We start from the raw sequence: 16610 nt of genomic DNA, 5'->3' as shown, positions 1-16610 counted from the left end.
AGACGTTGAGCCAACGTCTCTGCCACAATGCCACCTGTTAATAAGGCTGAATTTCAATGCCTGTTTCTCATTACCATTCAAATGTGCGCTGGTTAATGATTTTTCTGTAATTAACACAATTGAACGTGATAGAAGTAACAAAAACGCTTCCTTGCGGTAACGTTCCCGAAATTTTTATATATTATCGCCTTCATTGATACAAGTGGTAGAGACGCTCTGAGTCTGAGCGCTCTGAAATTCAGACTTTAGATGGGTATTTAAAGTCACCATAAGTTTGCAATTTTACTTGGGAGCGTTTGCAAATAACCTAAGTATAAATTTACGTGAGACTATGGAAATGAAACTACACACTTTGACGATGGCAGTAGCGCTTGGGCTGGTTACAGCACCTGCATTCGCAACAACAGATGTTGACGCTCTTGAAAAGCGAATTAATGAATTAGAACAGAGACTTGAACAGACAGAAAAAGTATCCACAGAAGCAAATGAGAAAGCCTCAAGCTTTGAGTTTCATGGCTACGCTCGTTCCGGGCTGCTCATTAATGATGATCTGAATGGTGCAGTGGGTACTGGTCCTTACATGACGGCAGCTGGTGCTATTGGCGCGCCAATTGGACGATTAGGGGTTGAGGATGATCATTATGTGGAAGCAAACCTTATTCACAAACGCTTTGCAGATGATGGTTCCAGCGCATTGTTCCGAATCATGTTGGCAGATAGTACGGAAACCAATAACGAATGGACAGCGAGTGAGAGTCAATTAAACGTTCGTCAGGCATATGCTGAGCTAAACAAGTTGAGCATGTTCTCTGAATCAAGTGCGTTTGCTGACGCAACGTTTTGGGCAGGTAAACGATTTGACCGTGATAACTTTGACATTCACTTCTTTGACTCGGATATCGTTTTCCTATCTGGTACTGGTGCTGGCGTGTATGACGTCCAAATGAACGATTCATGGAAAGCAAACTTCTCGATCTATGGTCGTGATTTTGGTGAGATTGATAGCTCGTCAACTGATGTTGAAAACTATATCGCGACAATGAACAACCGCTTTGGTAATTGGCAATTGATGCTGAGCGGCATGACGTCAGCTGATAACAATGATCGCGTAGAAGGAGCTGCGGACAAAGGTTTACATGCGATGTTTGCTTACCATGGCGATAACTTCTTTGGCATGAGTGAAGGCTTCTCTAAAACTGGTATTTTGGTGGGTGATGGACTGGGTGCAGAACTTAAAGGCATTGGTTCAAACGGTGATTTGCTAGAAGACGCAAAAGCCGTACGCTTGTTCAGTTATGGTGTAACACGCATCGGCGACAACTGGCGTGTAGCACCTGCGTTGCTAGCAGAACACAGCCAAGATCGCTTTGCTAAAAATGATGAATTTACTTGGGCATCGTTCAACATCCGCTTAGCGCAAGAGTTTACACAAAACTTTGAGATGGTTTATGAAGGCTCATACCAATACATGGACCTAGACAATGCGATTGATAAAGCAAGTGGCAGTTTTTACAAAGCGACAATTGCACCAACGCTTAAGATGTCTACCGCAGCAGGTTTCTTTGACCGTCCGGAGCTACGTTTTGCTGTTAGCTACGTTGATTGGAGCGAAGACTTGAATGGCTACTCGATTAGCCAGGATGCGGGCGCTGCAACGATGGGTGATGGCGGTGAAGTTCTGTTTGCACTGCAAATGGAAACTTGGTTCTAAAGGGCTTTAACCGACAAAGAGTAAAAAGAGTAAAAAGAGTAATAAGAAAAGCGCCAACTGATTTCAGTTGGCGCTTTTTCATTAACAGGACTGACGCTCAATTGTTTTGAAGGTTAGTACCATCTTACTCATTTCAAAACTTCTGTTGGCAATTCTATCTAGTAATAGTTTCGCACCATTTTCCCCTGCTTTATCAAATGCATAGTTAAATGTTGATAAGGTTGGGGTGCACACTGATGCGAGCTCATCATCACCAACTCCTAGCACTAAAACGTCTTTACCCGGTGTTAACCCGAGCTCTTGAATCGCTCTCATCGCACCGATAGCAATACGGTCTGTCGCACAGAACAAGCCATCTAGCTTAGGGTTCTTTGTTAAGTGTTGTTTTGCCAATGAATAGCCAGAATCGATTGTAAAGTCACCACGAGCATGGAAGGCGAGCTCAAAACCATGGTGTTGTAGCGCTTGAACAAATCCTTCAGAGCGTTGCTTATCTACCGCGATATCGTCACCTTGCACACCAATAAAACCCATGGTTTGGCAACCTTTTGCAACCAGTCTATTTCCCGCTTCAAACCCTACTCGTGCGTCATCATGAATGATGCTTGGAATATTAAACATGGAACCATCTTGACCGACGAGCACAACTGGGACGGCTGAGTTTTGAATTGCTTTTACCAGCTTGGAATCGAGGTGGGTGGCATAAAGAATGATCCCTTCAACCCGTTTTTGGTTAAAGATCTGAATGTATTCCAGTTCTTTTTCGTGGGCTTGGTGAGTGCTAGCAAGTAAGACATGTTTCCCAGCTTTTTCAAGGACATCGGTTAATCCATCGACACCTTGGGATGTGGCATGAGAGGAAACCCGAGGAACAATGACACCAACCAGATTGGTCTTTTGAGATTTTAGATCTTTAGCGACTTGGTTCGGCACATAGCCACACTCCGCTACTGCTTGGCGGACCTTCTGTTTTGTCGCTTCTTTTACGCCATACTCATCGTTTATAACCCGTGACACTGTTGATTTTGATACGCCAGCCAGACGGGCGACATCATGCAGACTCGCCATTATTCCTATCCATTCTGTTTTTCGTTTTTGGGATTGTTTGCAAAGAGAAGATGAAAAGCTCTTTGATAAGTAGCGATTCTAACCTCCTATACTGCTCTTAGGGAGAGAATTTGACGATCATTCTCACATTCTCTCTGCTTTATCTTTGATCATTTGGTTTTATTGAGCAAAAATCTGTTTTGCAAACGTTCCCGAAAATTTCGCAAGCTCAGATAATAATCCAATGGGGTATGAAATGAATTATCCGGCAGTAGCAAAAGAGTTGTTAACTCTATTAGGTGGTAAAAGCAACATCACCGCACTTGCGCATTGTGCGACACGCTTACGCCTTGCCGTTGCAGATGAGCAAAAAATAGATGAACAAGCGATTGATAGCCTTGAAGGGGTAAAAGGGCAGTTCAAAGTTGCAGGTCAGTACCAAATCATTTTTGGATCAGGCATCGTAAACCAAGTTTATGCAGAAATGGCGAAGTTGACGGGGATGAGTGAAATGTCCACCAACGACGTTGCGTCTGCTGGCGCAGAGAAACAAAACATCGTTCAGCGCGCGGTGAAAGGGCTGTCTGATATTTTCGTCCCAATCATTCCCGCAATCGTCGCTGGCGGTTTGTTGATGGGTATTTACAACCTACTGACTGCCCAAGGCTTGTTTATTGATGGTAAATCCTTGATTGAGGCCAACCCAGGACTGACAGACTTGGCGAACATGATCAACACGTTTGCGAACGCTCCGTTTGTTTACCTGCCTATTCTGCTGGCATTTTCAGCCAGTAAGAAGTTTGGCGGTAACCCATATTTAGGGGCAGCGCTAGGTATGTTGATGGTTCACCCTGACTTGCTGAATGGTTGGGGATTCGGCGGCGCATCTGTGTCTGGCAACATTCCGGTTTGGAATATTCTTGGTTTTGAAATCCAAAAAGTGGGTTACCAAGGTTCAGTGTTACCGGTTTTGGTATCGGCATTCATTCTTGCGAAGGTTGAGCTAGGCTTACGTAAAGTCATACCTTCTGTTTTAGACAACCTTTTAACGCCATTACTGGCGATTTTCATAGCGGGTTTGCTGACGTTTACTGTCGTCGGTCCGTTCACGCGTGATATCGGTTTCCTATTGGGTGATGGTCTGAACTGGCTATACAACACAGCTGGCTTTGTTGGTGGTGCGGTATTTGGTCTTATTTATGCTCCGTTTGTTATTACTGGTATGCATCACAGCTTCATTGCGATTGAAACTCAACTTCTTGCGGATATTGCGACGACGGGCGGCACCTTTATCTTTCCTATTGCGGCGATGTCTAACGTTTCTCAAGGAGCGGCAGCGTTGGCGGTGGGCGTGATGAGCAAAGATAAGAAGATGAAAGGTATTGCGATTCCATCTGGTGTTACGGGGTTGCTGGGTATTACAGAACCAGCCATGTTTGGTGTTAACTTAAAACTACGTTACCCATTTATTGCGGCAGTTTGCGCAGCGGCGTTATCAAGTGCGTTCATCACAATGTTTAATGTGAAAGCTCAGGCATTGGGTGCAGCTGGTCTTCCTGGCATCATTTCCATCACGCCAGATAAGATTGGGTACTACATCGCGGGTATGGTGATCGCGTTCTTGACCGCATTTGTTCTCACCATTGTTCTTGGTATGCGTGACCGCGCTAAAGTCGGTAAAAAAGCAGCGGCTTAATCTGAACTCCTGAAGGGTGGAGTCACCCAAAATCCACTTCTTTTCCTAAATGTTTGGGGTGCTAGCCAAGCACTCATGGTTTGGCTAGCCTTTTTCAATTTTTACTTGGTAGTGAATGTGTTTAACACGTTGGACTATCAGGGCTTTAATTTTAAGGTAAGCAAGATGAATCAAGTGTGGGTAACTGGTGATGCTGTTGTCGATCTAATACCGGAATCTGAGACTTCTTTACTCAAATGTCCCGGTGGTGCACCAGCGAATGTCGCCGTAGCAATTGCTCGTCTATCTGGTAAGAGTGCGTTTTTTGGACGTGTGGGGGATGACTCATTTGGTCGCTTCATGCAATCGACGCTGGATCAAGAGGGCGTGTGCACGGAGTTTCTCGTTAAAGATCCTGAGCAAAGAACATCAACAGTGGTGGTGGATTTAGACGATCAAGGTGAGCGCAGCTTTACGTTTATGGTAAAACCGAGCGCTGATCAGTTTATGTCTGTTGAAGACATCCCAAACTTTAAGCAAGGTGACTGGCTACATGTTTGCTCGATTTCACTGGCAAATGAGCCAAGTCGAAGCAGCACATTTGAGGCGATTAAAAGAACAAAAGCCGCTGGTGGTTTCATTAGCTTTGACCCTAACTTGCGTGATGAAGTGTGGCAAGATCAATCAGAAATCCAAGCTGTCGTAATGAAAGCTGTAGCGATGGCTGATGTGGTTAAGTTCTCTGAAGAGGAGCTTTTGTTCTTAACTGACTCAACATCGATGGCACAGGGTTTACAACAAATAGCCGCTTTGAATATTGCGTTGGTCTTGGTGACACAAGGTGCGAAAGGCGTTTGGCGCGTCTTTGAAAGTCAGAGTGAGCTGATCACTGGTCAAGTCGTTAGTCCGATTGATACCACAGGTGCGGGTGATGCTTTTGTCGGAGGGCTACTGGCATGTCTGTCTCAGCATGACGATTGGAAAAATCATCCTGTTGTTAGCTCTGCGATTCAATGGGCAAATGGCTGTGGTGCATTAGCGACGACGCAAAAAGGCGCAATGACTGCGCTTCCGACCCAGACAGAATTGCTGCAATTTATTGGGCAATGATCTCCAGATCCAATTTCAGTTGAGAAAAATTATGAGCTTAAACAACCGTTGGACTGTAGAGCAAAGATATCGCCGACTTGAGCAAATCCCTCAGTGTGATATCGAAGAAATGACACTTTTACGTCAGCAAGATAAAGGCTTTCCTAGTTTTCACATCGCCCCTAGATTTGGGCTGTTAAATGACCCAAATGGGTTGTGCTATTTCAATGGTGAGCACCACATCTTTTACCAGTGGACGCCTGTGGGACCAGTCCATGGAATGAAGTATTGGTATCACCTTTCTACTAAAGACTTCATCTATTTTACTGATCATGGCGTGGGTCTTCATCCTGACCAAGACTACGATTCACATGGTGTCTATTCGGGCGGCGCTTTGGTGGAAAACAACAAGGCTTTGCTGTTTTTTACTGGCAACAAGCGTGACCAAAATTGGAATCGAATCCCAACACAGTGTTTTGCCACCATGGATTCAGACGGCAACATTGAAAAGCACGGTGTGGTCATTGAGAACGAACATTACACGGAGCACTTTCGTGATCCAAAAGTTTGGAAGAAAGGCGACGACTATTTGATGGTGGTGGGTGCTCAAACCAAAACTGAGCATGGCTCAATGGCGCTTTATCAAAGCAAAGATTTGAAAACGTGGCAGCATAAAGGTCCTATCAAGACCAAGTTTTCTGACCTTGGGTACATGTGGGAGTGTCCTGATTTCTTTGAGATTAATGGTCAATCGGTGATGCTGTTTTCTCCACAGGGTGTGAGCAGTAGTAATCCTTATGATTTCAAAAACATCTATTCTGTCGCGTATATCGTGGGTGATCAGTTGAACCTAGAGTCGATGACTTTAGAAAACCACCAAGATATTTTACAGCCAGATTATGGGTTTGATTTCTACGCCCCCCAAACCTATTTAGATGAGAGTGGGCGTCGCATTCTTATTGCATGGATAGGGTTGCCAGAAATCGACACACCATCGGTCACACACCAGTGGGCAGGAATGTTGTCTCTTCCTAGAGAACTAACGTTGAAAGATGGTTTTCTTGTTCAAACTCCACTCCCTGAGCTGGAGAGTTTAAGAAAAGAAGAGGTGGTCTTTGCACAATCCCATACACTGGAAAGCACAAGTTGTTTGATCCAATTAGACCTTGTGGGTGATGGTTTTGAACTTGAGCTGAGTAACCTCAAAGGTGACAACATCGTCTTTAGTGCGACAGAGCACGAGTTTATGCTGGATCGTCGTCACATGTCGCACTTGTACGCAGAAGAATTTGGTAGCATTCGAAAAGCACCAAGATTGGACGCTAAGCAGACGATTGAGATATATATCGACAATTCTGTCATCGAGATTTTCATTAATGGTGGCAAACACACGATGACCAGTCGTTTCTTTATTGATGACCTCAATACGGTAACGTTGAGAGGGTTGGAGCAAGCAAGGCTTTTCCCTTTGAAAGGTATTACAGGCTTGTTTGAGTCTTCTTTATAATTGGTCATATCAAGCGGTGTGCCTTTTGATATACGTGCCTTTTGATATAAGAGTTCCTCAGTAGGCATCAAAAACGCCCTTCATATCTCTATGAAGGGCGTTTTTCTTTTGTTCAAATTACCTAGGTAGATTACCTTTCACGCACGTAAGTGGTTTGAACTAAGGTATCCAAAACAACTTCACTCTTGGTGACTGTAAAGTTAAGCGGTTGTTCTAAATCACCAAACAGAGATGCGCCGCCGAGTTGGGCTTACTCATTATTGTTAGCATCTCGAACCTAACTCACATTAACACAACTTTTTTCCTTATAGCGTGAAAGAAAATCCCATAACCAAAGGTTCTAATTAAGTGAAAGGTCAGGACTTTTATTTGAAGATTCCGGCCTAATATCTTGGATATGCCCATTTATCGAATGCGGTGGGTTACTTCATCATGCTTGCTGGCGCACTGAGTTTGCCAGTTTGATAATGCATTCAAACACAATAAGGGATAACAATGGCTAACGAATACATTCCACCAAAAGTTTGGACAAACGATAATGAAAACGGCGGTCAGTGGGCGAGCATCAACCGTCCGGATTCTGGCGCACGTCATGAGCAAGAGCTTCCAATTGGTGAGCACCCATTCCAACTTTACTCAATGGGTACACCAAATGGTCAGAAAGTGACGATCATGTTTGAAGAGCTTTTGGCGGCAGGCGTAACGGCAGCAGAATATGATGCATACCTGATCAAGATTGGTGACGGCGACCAGTTTGGTTCTGGCTTTGTAGCTGTTAACCCAAACTCTAAAATTCCGGCATTGGTTGACAGTTCGGGTTCTGAGCCAGTGAACGTGTTTGAATCTGGCAACATCTTGTTTTATCTAGCTGAGAAGTTTGGTCACTTTCTACCAAAAGAAGGCGCTAAGCGTGCTGAGGTAATGAACTGGTTATTCTGGCTGCAAGGTTCTGCGCCATACCTAGGCGGTGGTTTTGGTCACTTCTACGCGTACGCACCAGAGAAGTTCGAGTACCCAATCAACCGTTTTACAATGGAAGCAAAACGTCAGTTAGATGTATTAGACAAGCGCCTCGCAAACAATGAATTCCTAGGAGGCGATGAGTACAGTATCGCAGACATCGCTACTTGGCCATGGTACGGCAATTTGGTACTGGGTCGCGCGTATGATGCTGCGGAGTTCTTAGATGCGGAGAGTTACAAAAACGTTGTACGTTGGGCGAAAGCGATTGATGAGCGAGAAGCTGTCCAGCGTGGTCGTATTGTGAATCGCTCATGGGGAGAAGAGTGGGAGCAGTTACCTGAACGTCACAGCGCAGAAGATATTGATAAGGTATTGAAGCTTAAACCATAAGCAATCTTGGCTCAGTCACTTCAAGTAAGTTTGTTTTCATCCGAACTCATACTCCAAAACTGATCAAATCCATAGCGCATCTTACTAGATGCGCTACTTTTATTTGAATTGTAACCTCGTTGAGGATTATTCAATCTATAGATGGTTCTTTGCTTCTATTTGTCGTTTTCATATTCAACAAGCCCTCTGCATTTCTATTAACTATTAGCTGATGATATTCTAAAAATTTATACTTTAGATAACCTTAAATTTATAACTTAATTTTATATCTAGTATAAATAAACTTAATGATAATTAATCTTTGACATAACCTTTTATTTTGTGTGGAATGTGCAGGTTAATCTATTTAAATTAAAATTTATAGATAAATAAAATTTAAATAATTTACTGAATTCTACATCTAGCTTTGAGCAATGTTTAATTACAACTGCTTATACCATGAAAGAGGATATGTATAATGTCGTCGTTTGATTCGTACTGGGTTGGGGTACGTGAAAGAATTGCTATACAAACTGAAGGTAACCGAAATTTAAAGTCTTTAGTGATAAAAAAGCAGAGAGTGAACTTAAATAACAGTGGCTTATCTTTTCGTGCTAAAGCCGGATGCCTTATCCCTCATTGTTACACTCAGTTTACTGATGACGATACAAACTCAAAGGCATCGAAAAAAGCCTCCCTTAGTTTTAAGAAAGGGAAATTATACTTTTCTCCTGTCTAGTAATAGATAATATTTAGGTTATATATAAATTAAATTTTTATTTTTATCTGAAATTCTGACAATAAATTATTATGTTGTTATGACCGAGATGAAGCATTGGTTAGTAAATTATTAGTTCGGATTATTAATTGAATTGTAGATTTTTTTAGTTGCCCCTAGTTAGATAGTGATAAAATTTTTAGCTATCTTTTCCCGTACAAGCTTAGTTTTAGATCTGGCTTGTACGGTTTTTTCTCTGAACACTAATTACATAGCATAACGGCATGATTTCTCGCCTCTTGTCTCATCTTTCTAGACGAAAGCTCTACCTACCTCTCATTATTCTCGACAAACATTGAGTAAAAGTAACTAATCGTAACAAGGTGGCTGTAACTGAGCGCCGTTTCAATATACTCGCTCTTTACCTAGGTAACCCTGCGCTTTGAATTCATTCGGGTACCGTTTGTAAGCCTTAAATGCTACTAAGATAAGATGTCATGATGAGAAAAAGTACTATATTAAACACAGTGTTAATTACAGGGTTCGCTGCTGTATCTTCGTTGGCTTATGCAGCACCAACGGTTGTGCCAAATGCACCGGAACTCAGTTCTCGTGGTTATGTTTTGATGGACTTTCACACTGGGAAAGTGCTGGTTGAACGTGATGCACATAAACGGCTAAATCCTGCGAGCTTAACGAAGTTAATGACGGCTTATGTGGCTGGTCAAGAAATTAACGCAGGTAATATTACTTTGGATGATGAGGTCGTCATTAGCCGAAATGCTTGGGCAAAAAACTTCCCAGATTCCTCAAAGATGTTTATTGAAGTCAATACTTCCGTTTCTTTATCTGACTTATACCGTGGCCTGGTTGTTCAATCAGGTAATGATGCTAGTGTGGCCATTGCTGAACATGTCGCAGGTAGTGAGTCAGGGTTTGTAAGCTTGATGAATAGTTGGGCTGCTAAGCTTGAATTAAATAACACGGCTTTCACCAACCCTCATGGTCTAGACAGTGACGGTTTATATTCAACACCTTATGACATTGCCAAGTTGGGTCAAGCTATTATTCGTGACTTACCTGATATCTACCCACTGTATAGCGAAACCTCGTTTACCTACAACGGCATTACGCAATATAACCGCAATGGTTTGCTTCGTGATCGCAGTATGAATGTCGATGGCATGAAAACTGGTTATACAAGCGGTGCTGGTTATAGTCTAGCGACTTCAGCGACTCAAGGTGACATGCGTTTAATTGCTGTTGTGATGGGAGCAAAAAGTGAGAATATCCGTGAATCCGAAAGCAAACAACTGCTAAGTTATGGCTTCCGCTTTTACGATACGGTAATGCCAACCGAGGCAGGAACGGAAGTTGCGAACGCTCGAGTTTGGATGGGCGAACAAGACGAGCTTAAAGTAGGCGTGGCCAAAGACGTTTATCTCACTTTACCAAAAGGGGATGTGAAAAAGCTAAAAGCTGAAGTTGAATATAATGGCGATTTGGTAGCGCCAATTTCTCAACAACAAGTGGTTGGTAAAGTGCTTTACAAAGTCGAAGGTAAAGTTGTGAATGAGGCCGAACTTGTTGCGTTGGAATCAGTGGAAGAAGGCAGCTTATTCAAGCGAATTTTAGACTGGTTTAAGCAATTGGTCGCGAGTTGGCTCTAAAAAACAGCTAACTTCTGCCATTATCACTCTATCTTGTTATTGTTCTATTAAATCAATTTACTAAGGCGGCCAACGTGGTCGCCTTACTTTTTTGGAATACTCGTTGTGCTAAAACATCGAACCTTCTTGTAAGGGGCTATTTTCGCCTAATTAGAAGCGTTTTTGTGTTTTTGAGTGCGAGAAAAAAGAAACTAGAACAAAAATGGAGTGACACGTGCACAAGATTTTATCTTTGACATTGATTTTATCGCTCATGGGCTGCGCTATGCCTTACCAGCAGCAGGTCGATAGTGGCCAATGTGTTGGAGTAATGACCTCTCAGGATGCGTATGGTTATTTAAACCCAAACCATTACACGATGCAGGTACTCGCGCTAAAGCAAGAAAAAGATGTGAAAGATTACATTCGTTATATCGATCCTAAGCATCCGGTTTGGGTTAACTGGAAAAACAGCCGAGGCACGCGTTGGTATACGGTAACTGTTGGCGATTTTAAAACGAAACAGGATGCCTACAATGCGCTTTCTTCACTGCCGAGCCGCGTAAAGCAATCATCCCCATTTGTGCTGACTTTTGCGGAAATGCAGCGTAAGCAACAAACGAGTGTTGTGAGAATGCGTTAGCCAACAAAAAACGGAAGCGATGGCTTCCGTTTTTGTATCTAAGGGTAAGCTTAAAGCGCCGCTAAAATCGTTTCTGCTTTGCTTGCTTCAAACTCTTTTGGTTCTTCAACGTTAAGTTTGGTCACAATGCCGTTTTCAATGATCATGGCGTAGCGTTGTGAGCGAATACCACCAAAGCCACCGGTATCCATTTCAAGTCCCAATGCTTTAGTAAAGCTTGCGTCGCCATCACCCAACATCAGGATTTCTGAAGCGTTTTGAGCTTCGCCCCAAGCTTGCATCACAAATGCATCGTTTACAGAAACACACGCAATTAAATCAACACCTTTTGCCTTCAACTCGTCGGCTAATACCACATAGCCTGGTAGGTGAGCTTCCGAGCACGTTGGGGTGAATGCGCCAGGTACAGCGAAGAGTACGACTTTCTTGTTTGCAAACAGCTCAGTCACGTCGTGGTTAACCATACCATCGGCAGTCAATTCGCTTAGAGTCGCAACTGGTAGAGCTTGGCCTTGTTGAATCATGATTTTATTCCTTTTTGTGTGCTAGTTTAGCTTTCTCAGTCTAGCGCTTATAAATGCGGTTAACCACAGAGCTTTTGTAAGGTTTTAACACCTAAGTGTTTGACCCAAGATTTAGCACTGATGGCTTTATTACAACGCTTCATGCTGACTTACGTATTGACTAACGAGATGGCGATACTTCGCTTTCAACTCATTATCGATGAAGCTAGCATCAATCGCATTCATTGTGAATTGAGCTAGTTCATTCTTACTCATTGGGTGTGCGTTGTTGACGGCTAAAAAGTTATCTGCCATGTAACCACCAAAGTATACCGGATCGTCCGAATTAATCGTCACAGCGACACCTTTGCGCAGTAGCTCGACAATATTGTGATCTTTCATATCGTCAAATACACACAATTTAAGGTTCGATAATGGACATACCGTCAGTGGCATTTTGCTTTCAATTAACGACTCGACTAATGCTTCATCGTCAACACAGCGAACACCATGATCCACGCGGCTGACGTGAAGCATTTCAATTGCATCGGTAATGTTTTGTGCGGGGCCTTCTTCACCTGCGTGAGCAACAGTCAGTAAGCCTGCTTCTACCGCTTGTTTAAATACTCGTTTGAACTTAGCTGGTGGATGGCCTTGTTCTGAAGAATCTAGACCGACACCGATGATCTTATCACGGTGTTTCAGAACGGCTTGCAGAGTCTCCATAGCGCTTTCTTCTGAAAGGTGACGGAGGAAACACGCAATGATTTGTGAAGTAATGCCGAGCTTCTCGTGCCCATCTTGTAGTGCGCGGGCGATCCCGTGGATAACGGTGTCAAAGTCAATACCGCGCTCTGTATGCGTTTGTGGGTCAAAAAAGATTTCGGTATGAATAACGTTATCCGCTTTACAGTGCAGTAAGTATTCCCAAGTGAGATCGTAAAAGTCTTGCTCTGTACGCAAAACATCCGCCCCTTGGTAATAAAGGTCAAGGAATGACTGTAAGTCTTCGAACTGATACGCGCTGCGTAGTTCACTCGGAGAAGAGTAAGGAATGTCGATGCCGTTTCGTTGTGCTAACTTGAAGAGAAGTTCTGGCTCAAGTGAACCTTCGATATGTAAGTGCAGCTCTACTTTTGGAAGACCTTGAATAAATGCGTTCATATTCCACCTTATGTGTATTGTGGATGCAGTTACTCTAAGAATAGGTATAGATAGGAATAAATCGAACGCTATCACAAAGAGTAAGACCCACGATGATCTCAACTCTTCGTAATCAGCACTTTGCGGGAACTGGTAGAGACCCCCAAACCATATCATTGGGGTTATACGAAGCAAACGAGGCGATTATACGCAAAATTCTCAATTTGGCTATACGCAAATAACCTAGTTGTCAGTAGTCGAAGGGTTTTTCTAAGAAAAGTAACTGGCAACCGTATAAGTCACTTGGGTATAGAGGAGCAAATTGGTTTTTGGGCGTGCACGAGGCTTATCGTGTTGTTATAAGCGAGGAAAAGAGTGAGGCTTCGTTTGAGCAAAGGTAGGTGGCGGTACCTTGCACAACGATGGAGCAGAGAGAGAATTGAAAGAGTCAAGGATAGCTTATAGATCAAATAACTTGTCAAATTCTCTTTGTTCCATAATGTCTTCTATACGGCGTCGCGTTTTTTGTTTTACCGCCGCCGCGTTTTGCTCCGACTCTTTCTTGTCTTTTTCTGCTTGCTTCTTACTTTTTCTAGCCATTGGATACCTTCCAAATTAGTTGCATCATTCATTAATGCATGAAAACTGAATTAGTTAACAGTAAAACTTCCTAACTTTGAACCTGAATCACAGAGAATAGTTCCAGATTGCGTTTTCTCACAATATTCAAAATCGATCATGTAGCTATGAGAATGAAGCTTAGGTAATACGTGCCTTCGTAAAATATCACCATTTAATTGATGTATTTTAGCGTTCCAAGAGGTGTGAGGTTGTTCTAGATTAAATTCAATTTCTAACATTTATTCTCCTGTTTCTTAGTGATTTTGTCTTTGTTAAGTAATTGATACCAATGCCTTTGACGGCCTGTTCTTTTTGAGGACATGATTTTTCCTATAAATAATAAATTAAGCAGTACTATCCTATTTATTTTAGGTAGCACAAAGCAATGCCTGATATTAGGCTGAGTGATTAAAGTGAGAATATTTTTGAAGGAGAGAGATTTGGTGCAGCATGGGCATGCTACACCAAGAAAAGCAGTCTTATAGAGGAGTTACTTCAGTCGCTTGAGGACCTTTTTTACCTTGCTCTACGTTGAAGCTTACTTTCTGACCTTCAGTCAGTGTTTTGAAACCGTCAGAAACGATAGCGTTGAAATGTACGAATACATCTTGACCACCGTTGTCTTGAGATAGGAAGCCAAAGCCTTTAGTTTCGTTAAACCATTTTACTGAGCCGTTTACTTTAGACATAAAAATACCTTTGAATTAAACATTAAAATTTGAATTTGTTTTGTGGATCTTTTCTAAGCTATTGAATGTTCAATCAAGAGGAAGTTGTACGCAGGTGTCTGAATTGGGGGATTCAAGATTTTACTGAGAGGAAACTTAAACTAAATGTTGCATTAACAGCTCTCTTCTAAGAGCCAAGGCCTACTATACACCTTGTTTAGGAAATAGCTACACTTATTTTTAAATATATGTCGACAGCTTGGATAAGTGGGCTGTTCGAAAAATTTGAATAAGTAGCTCAAATAGCAAGGCTCATGATTATTTTTCTTCAATCTAAAATAGAACCATATCGATAGCCATGGCTGAACATGCGGTTTGCAAGCGGCCACAAAGGTAAACGAGGAGAAATAGTATGAGCACATTCAGAGAAATTCGTCAGCTTATTCACTCACAACCCACTGCTGATGGTGACGGAGTGAAAATTCGTCGAGTAGCAGGGTTTAATAATGCGAGTTTTTCTCCATTTTTGATGATGGATGAACTTAAGTCTGACGACCGTGCTGATTATGTGGGTGGCTTTCCTCCTCATCCGCATCGCGGCATCGAGACGCTTACTTATATGTTGAAAGGTCATTTCCAGCATCGTGACCACATGGATAATGTTGGTGAGCTTCGTTCTGGTGGCGCTCAATGGATGGCGGCAGGAAGAGGCGTCATTCATAGTGAGATGCCTATTATGCAGGAAGGTGAATTGCATGGTTTCCAAATTTGGATAAACCAGCCTGCGAAAAATAAGATGGCACCGGCTCAATATCATGAATTTCAACCTGAAACGATAACGGAATTCGAAACTCAAAGCTCGGGCGTTGTACGCTTGATTGCTGGTCATCTGACTATAGACAACGAATGTATTCAGGGGCCTCTAACAGAAACAGGTGTTGCTGCCACGGTGGCCGATTGGAGAGCGATGGTTGGTCACGCTTTGAATTTGACCACGGAGCAAGACCACAACATGATGATTTACGTTTATAAAGGTCGTATTCAGGTAAAAGATCGTGAGATCAATCAAGGCGAAATGGCGATTCTATCGAAAGGTGAATGGGTTGAATTACAAGCCGAAAAGGAGAGTGGTGCTCTGATTTTTATTGGCGAACCAATCAATGAACCAGTGGTTCACTATGGCCCTTTTGTAATGAATAGCATGGAAGAAATAGAACAAGCAATCCAAGATTACAATTCAGGATTGTTTGAAACCTACTAGCATCAATATCCTAATTCCCTTTTCTGTGAGTAGCGCAGTTATCAACAGTTTTGAGCCTGACCATTGGGCTCGACCAGAAGCAAATACGATAATCCACTGCCATCGAATTTGCGTTAGCCACGTCTAATCCACGTGGCTTTTTTCTACTTCTGATTCCATCGCATGATGGCTTCTTTTCCTGCTTCAATACCTAACTCATAAGCTTGACGCAATGGTGCTGGCGAGCGACTCAATCGTTTTAATTTAAATGATTCAGGAGGACAAACTTGGATGATTTCGACTCCCAATGGTGGATTGTCGATCAGTGCTAACGTTTGATTGTAGCGAACTTCACGCGTCAACATCGGCTCAATTAATCCTGGCGTTTCTTTCAACATCCGTTTGGTTAGTGCGCTGAACTTTCCTTTCGGCTTTTGATAGCTGGAGGGTTGACTGCGTAAAACCATAATCTTTTTGGCTCCTCGCTTTATTGCTTCTGCGACAGGAAGTGCATCAGAAACCCCACCATCAACGTATCGGGTACCGTTCAGTAAGACACCATTTCGGTAAAGTACGGGAAGTGCGCTGCTGGCTTTCATTGTTTCTGCGAGCTCGTCGACATTAGGAGTATGGTACTCGGCTTGGCCATTGTCTTGACGTGTTACGCCTAAAAAGAAAGGTCTCGAATCCGCTTTTAGTGCGGACTTGTCGATGCCAAGCTCTTCGAGAGTGACGTTCCACATCCAATCTAAGTTCATCATATCGCCGCCACGTAGAATCTGAGATGGTGAGATGAATTCTTTCCTTAAACTGTAATCGAGATAGATTTTTAAGTTGCGCCCGGGCATTTTAGCTAAATACGCCGCCAAGTTACTTGCGCCCGCCGATACGCCCCAAAAGCTATCAAATGGAGAGAATTCGTTAGCGAGAAAATGATCGAGTATGCCGCAAGAAAATACGCCTCGCATCGCCCCACCTTCGACAATCAACGCACGCTCTCCTACTTGTTCCATCACTGTGTTCCATTCTTTACCTATTGGATGAATAGAATGCAGCTTAACGCA

At 42.9% G+C, this 16610-nt stretch carries 15 protein-coding genes, 1 pseudogene and 1 riboswitch; of the genes and pseudogenes, 8 read left to right on the top strand and 8 right to left on the bottom strand.

Annotated features, from left to right (window positions below; translation table 11 throughout):
• Nucleotides 1-337 precede the first annotated feature (337 nt).
• Nucleotides 338-1711 (top strand): carbohydrate porin, encoded by a 1374-nt coding sequence (locus B7360_RS08050; protein WP_085343240.1) that lies wholly within the window; start codon nt 338-340, stop codon nt 1709-1711.
• An 81-nt stretch (nt 1712-1792) separates the two neighbouring features.
• Here B7360_RS08050 and B7360_RS08045 read toward each other — a convergent pair whose 3' ends face one another.
• Nucleotides 1793-2779 carry a LacI family DNA-binding transcriptional regulator gene (locus B7360_RS08045; protein ID WP_009698245.1) on the bottom strand — a complete coding sequence of 329 codons (987 nt, stop codon included), beginning with the start codon at nt 2777-2779 and terminating at the stop codon, nt 1793-1795.
• Nucleotides 2780-3014: 235 nt separating this feature from the next.
• Here B7360_RS08045 and B7360_RS08040 point away from each other — a divergent pair, with 235 nt between their 5' ends.
• From B7360_RS08040 to B7360_RS08030, 3 genes are all read left to right on the top strand, one after another.
• The gene (locus B7360_RS08040) at nt 3015-4454 is read left to right on the top strand and encodes a sucrose-specific PTS transporter subunit IIBC (RefSeq protein WP_048624798.1); all 1440 of its coding nucleotides are present in this window, start codon (nt 3015-3017) and stop codon (nt 4452-4454) included.
• Between the two features lie 165 nt (nt 4455-4619).
• Nucleotides 4620-5543 (top strand): aminoimidazole riboside kinase, encoded by a 924-nt coding sequence (locus B7360_RS08035; protein WP_085343239.1) that lies wholly within the window; start codon nt 4620-4622, stop codon nt 5541-5543.
• 31 nt (nt 5544-5574) lie between these two features.
• Nucleotides 5575-7029, top strand: a complete 1455-nt coding sequence (locus tag B7360_RS08030) for a sucrose-6-phosphate hydrolase (protein ID WP_085343238.1) — start codon at nt 5575-5577, stop codon at nt 7027-7029.
• 130 nt (nt 7030-7159) lie between these two features.
• Here the strand turns inward: B7360_RS08030 and B7360_RS25375 are convergent.
• Nucleotides 7160-7270: pseudogene (locus tag B7360_RS25375) on the bottom strand (dihydrofolate reductase); the annotation flags it as partial.
• A gap of 254 nt (nt 7271-7524) precedes the next feature.
• On the opposite strand from B7360_RS25375, the gene yghU reads away from it, so the two are divergent.
• The 3 genes from yghU to B7360_RS08005 all read left to right on the top strand — a co-directional run bounded on the left by yghU (nt 7525) and on the right by B7360_RS08005 (nt 11371).
• Nucleotides 7525-8382, top strand: a complete 858-nt coding sequence (gene yghU, locus B7360_RS08020; RefSeq protein ID WP_085343237.1) for a glutathione-dependent disulfide-bond oxidoreductase — start codon at nt 7525-7527, stop codon at nt 8380-8382.
• Between the two features lie 1197 nt (nt 8383-9579).
• Nucleotides 9580-10749 (top strand): D-alanyl-D-alanine carboxypeptidase family protein, encoded by a 1170-nt coding sequence (locus B7360_RS08010; RefSeq protein ID WP_085343236.1) that lies wholly within the window; start codon nt 9580-9582, stop codon nt 10747-10749.
• A 214-nt stretch (nt 10750-10963) separates the two neighbouring features.
• Nucleotides 10964-11371, top strand: a complete 408-nt coding sequence (locus B7360_RS08005; protein WP_006741205.1) for an SPOR domain-containing protein — start codon at nt 10964-10966, stop codon at nt 11369-11371.
• Nucleotides 11372-11421: 50 nt separating this feature from the next.
• Here B7360_RS08005 and B7360_RS08000 read toward each other — a convergent pair whose 3' ends face one another.
• The 5 genes from B7360_RS08000 to B7360_RS07980 all read right to left on the bottom strand — a co-directional run bounded on the left by B7360_RS08000 (nt 11422) and on the right by B7360_RS07980 (nt 14327).
• Nucleotides 11422-11895: a peroxiredoxin gene (locus tag B7360_RS08000; protein WP_005396331.1), complete on the bottom strand. Its 474-nt coding sequence runs from the start codon at nt 11893-11895 to the stop codon at nt 11422-11424.
• A 129-nt stretch (nt 11896-12024) separates the two neighbouring features.
• Nucleotides 12025-13038: an adenosine deaminase gene (locus tag B7360_RS07995; protein ID WP_085343235.1), complete on the bottom strand. Its 1014-nt coding sequence runs from the start codon at nt 13036-13038 to the stop codon at nt 12025-12027.
• A gap of 89 nt (nt 13039-13127) precedes the next feature.
• A riboswitch (purine riboswitch) is annotated at nt 13128-13227 on the bottom strand.
• A gap of 249 nt (nt 13228-13476) precedes the next feature.
• Nucleotides 13477-13617, bottom strand: coding sequence for a PA3496 family putative envelope integrity protein (locus tag B7360_RS07990; RefSeq protein WP_005396335.1), 141 nt, complete (start codon nt 13615-13617; stop codon nt 13477-13479).
• Nucleotides 13618-13667: 50 nt separating this feature from the next.
• Nucleotides 13668-13877 (bottom strand): hypothetical protein, encoded by a 210-nt coding sequence (locus B7360_RS07985; RefSeq protein WP_053807947.1) that lies wholly within the window; start codon nt 13875-13877, stop codon nt 13668-13670.
• Between the two features lie 240 nt (nt 13878-14117).
• Nucleotides 14118-14327, bottom strand: a complete 210-nt coding sequence (locus tag B7360_RS07980; protein ID WP_005396336.1) for a cold-shock protein — start codon at nt 14325-14327, stop codon at nt 14118-14120.
• A gap of 391 nt (nt 14328-14718) precedes the next feature.
• Between B7360_RS07980 and B7360_RS07975 the strand changes: the two genes are divergently transcribed.
• Nucleotides 14719-15567, top strand: a complete 849-nt coding sequence (locus B7360_RS07975; RefSeq protein ID WP_085343234.1) for a pirin family protein — start codon at nt 14719-14721, stop codon at nt 15565-15567.
• Between the two features lie 143 nt (nt 15568-15710).
• Here the strand turns inward: B7360_RS07975 and B7360_RS07970 are convergent, their stop codons facing one another.
• Nucleotides 15711-16559, bottom strand: coding sequence for a patatin family protein (locus B7360_RS07970; protein ID WP_085343233.1), 849 nt, complete (start codon nt 16557-16559; stop codon nt 15711-15713).
• Nucleotides 16560-16610: the final 51 nt, after the last annotated feature.

Origin of the sequence: Vibrio sp. ArtGut-C1 (assembly GCF_002105475.1) — a bacterium.
GTDB lineage: Bacteria > Pseudomonadota > Gammaproteobacteria > Enterobacterales > Vibrionaceae > Vibrio > Vibrio diabolicus.
This window is presented reverse-complemented; position numbering and strand designations above follow the sequence as displayed.

Coding starts and splice junctions, on each gene's coding strand:
- B7360_RS08050 (WP_085343240.1), top strand. CDS start 338: ATGAAACTACACACTTTGACGATGGCAGTAGCGCTTGGGCTGGTTACA.
- B7360_RS08045 (WP_009698245.1), bottom strand. CDS start 2,779: ATGGCGAGTCTGCATGATGTCGCCCGTCTGGCTGGCGTATCAAAATCA.
- B7360_RS08040 (WP_048624798.1), top strand. CDS start 3,015: ATGAATTATCCGGCAGTAGCAAAAGAGTTGTTAACTCTATTAGGTGGT.
- B7360_RS08035 (WP_085343239.1), top strand. CDS start 4,620: ATGAATCAAGTGTGGGTAACTGGTGATGCTGTTGTCGATCTAATACCG.
- B7360_RS08030 (WP_085343238.1), top strand. CDS start 5,575: ATGAGCTTAAACAACCGTTGGACTGTAGAGCAAAGATATCGCCGACTT.
- yghU (WP_085343237.1), top strand. CDS start 7,525: ATGGCTAACGAATACATTCCACCAAAAGTTTGGACAAACGATAATGAA.
- B7360_RS08010 (WP_085343236.1), top strand. CDS start 9,580: ATGAGAAAAAGTACTATATTAAACACAGTGTTAATTACAGGGTTCGCT.
- B7360_RS08000 (WP_005396331.1), bottom strand. CDS start 11,895: ATGATTCAACAAGGCCAAGCTCTACCAGTTGCGACTCTAAGCGAATTG.
- B7360_RS07995 (WP_085343235.1), bottom strand. CDS start 13,038: ATGAACGCATTTATTCAAGGTCTTCCAAAAGTAGAGCTGCACTTACAT.
- B7360_RS07990 (WP_005396335.1), bottom strand. CDS start 13,617: ATGGCTAGAAAAAGTAAGAAGCAAGCAGAAAAAGACAAGAAAGAGTCG.
- B7360_RS07985 (WP_053807947.1), bottom strand. CDS start 13,877: ATGTTAGAAATTGAATTTAATCTAGAACAACCTCACACCTCTTGGAAC.
- B7360_RS07980 (WP_005396336.1), bottom strand. CDS start 14,327: ATGTCTAAAGTAAACGGCTCAGTAAAATGGTTTAACGAAACTAAAGGC.
- B7360_RS07975 (WP_085343234.1), top strand. CDS start 14,719: ATGAGCACATTCAGAGAAATTCGTCAGCTTATTCACTCACAACCCACT.
- B7360_RS07970 (WP_085343233.1), bottom strand. CDS start 16,559: ATGGAACAAGTAGGAGAGCGTGCGTTGATTGTCGAAGGTGGGGCGATG.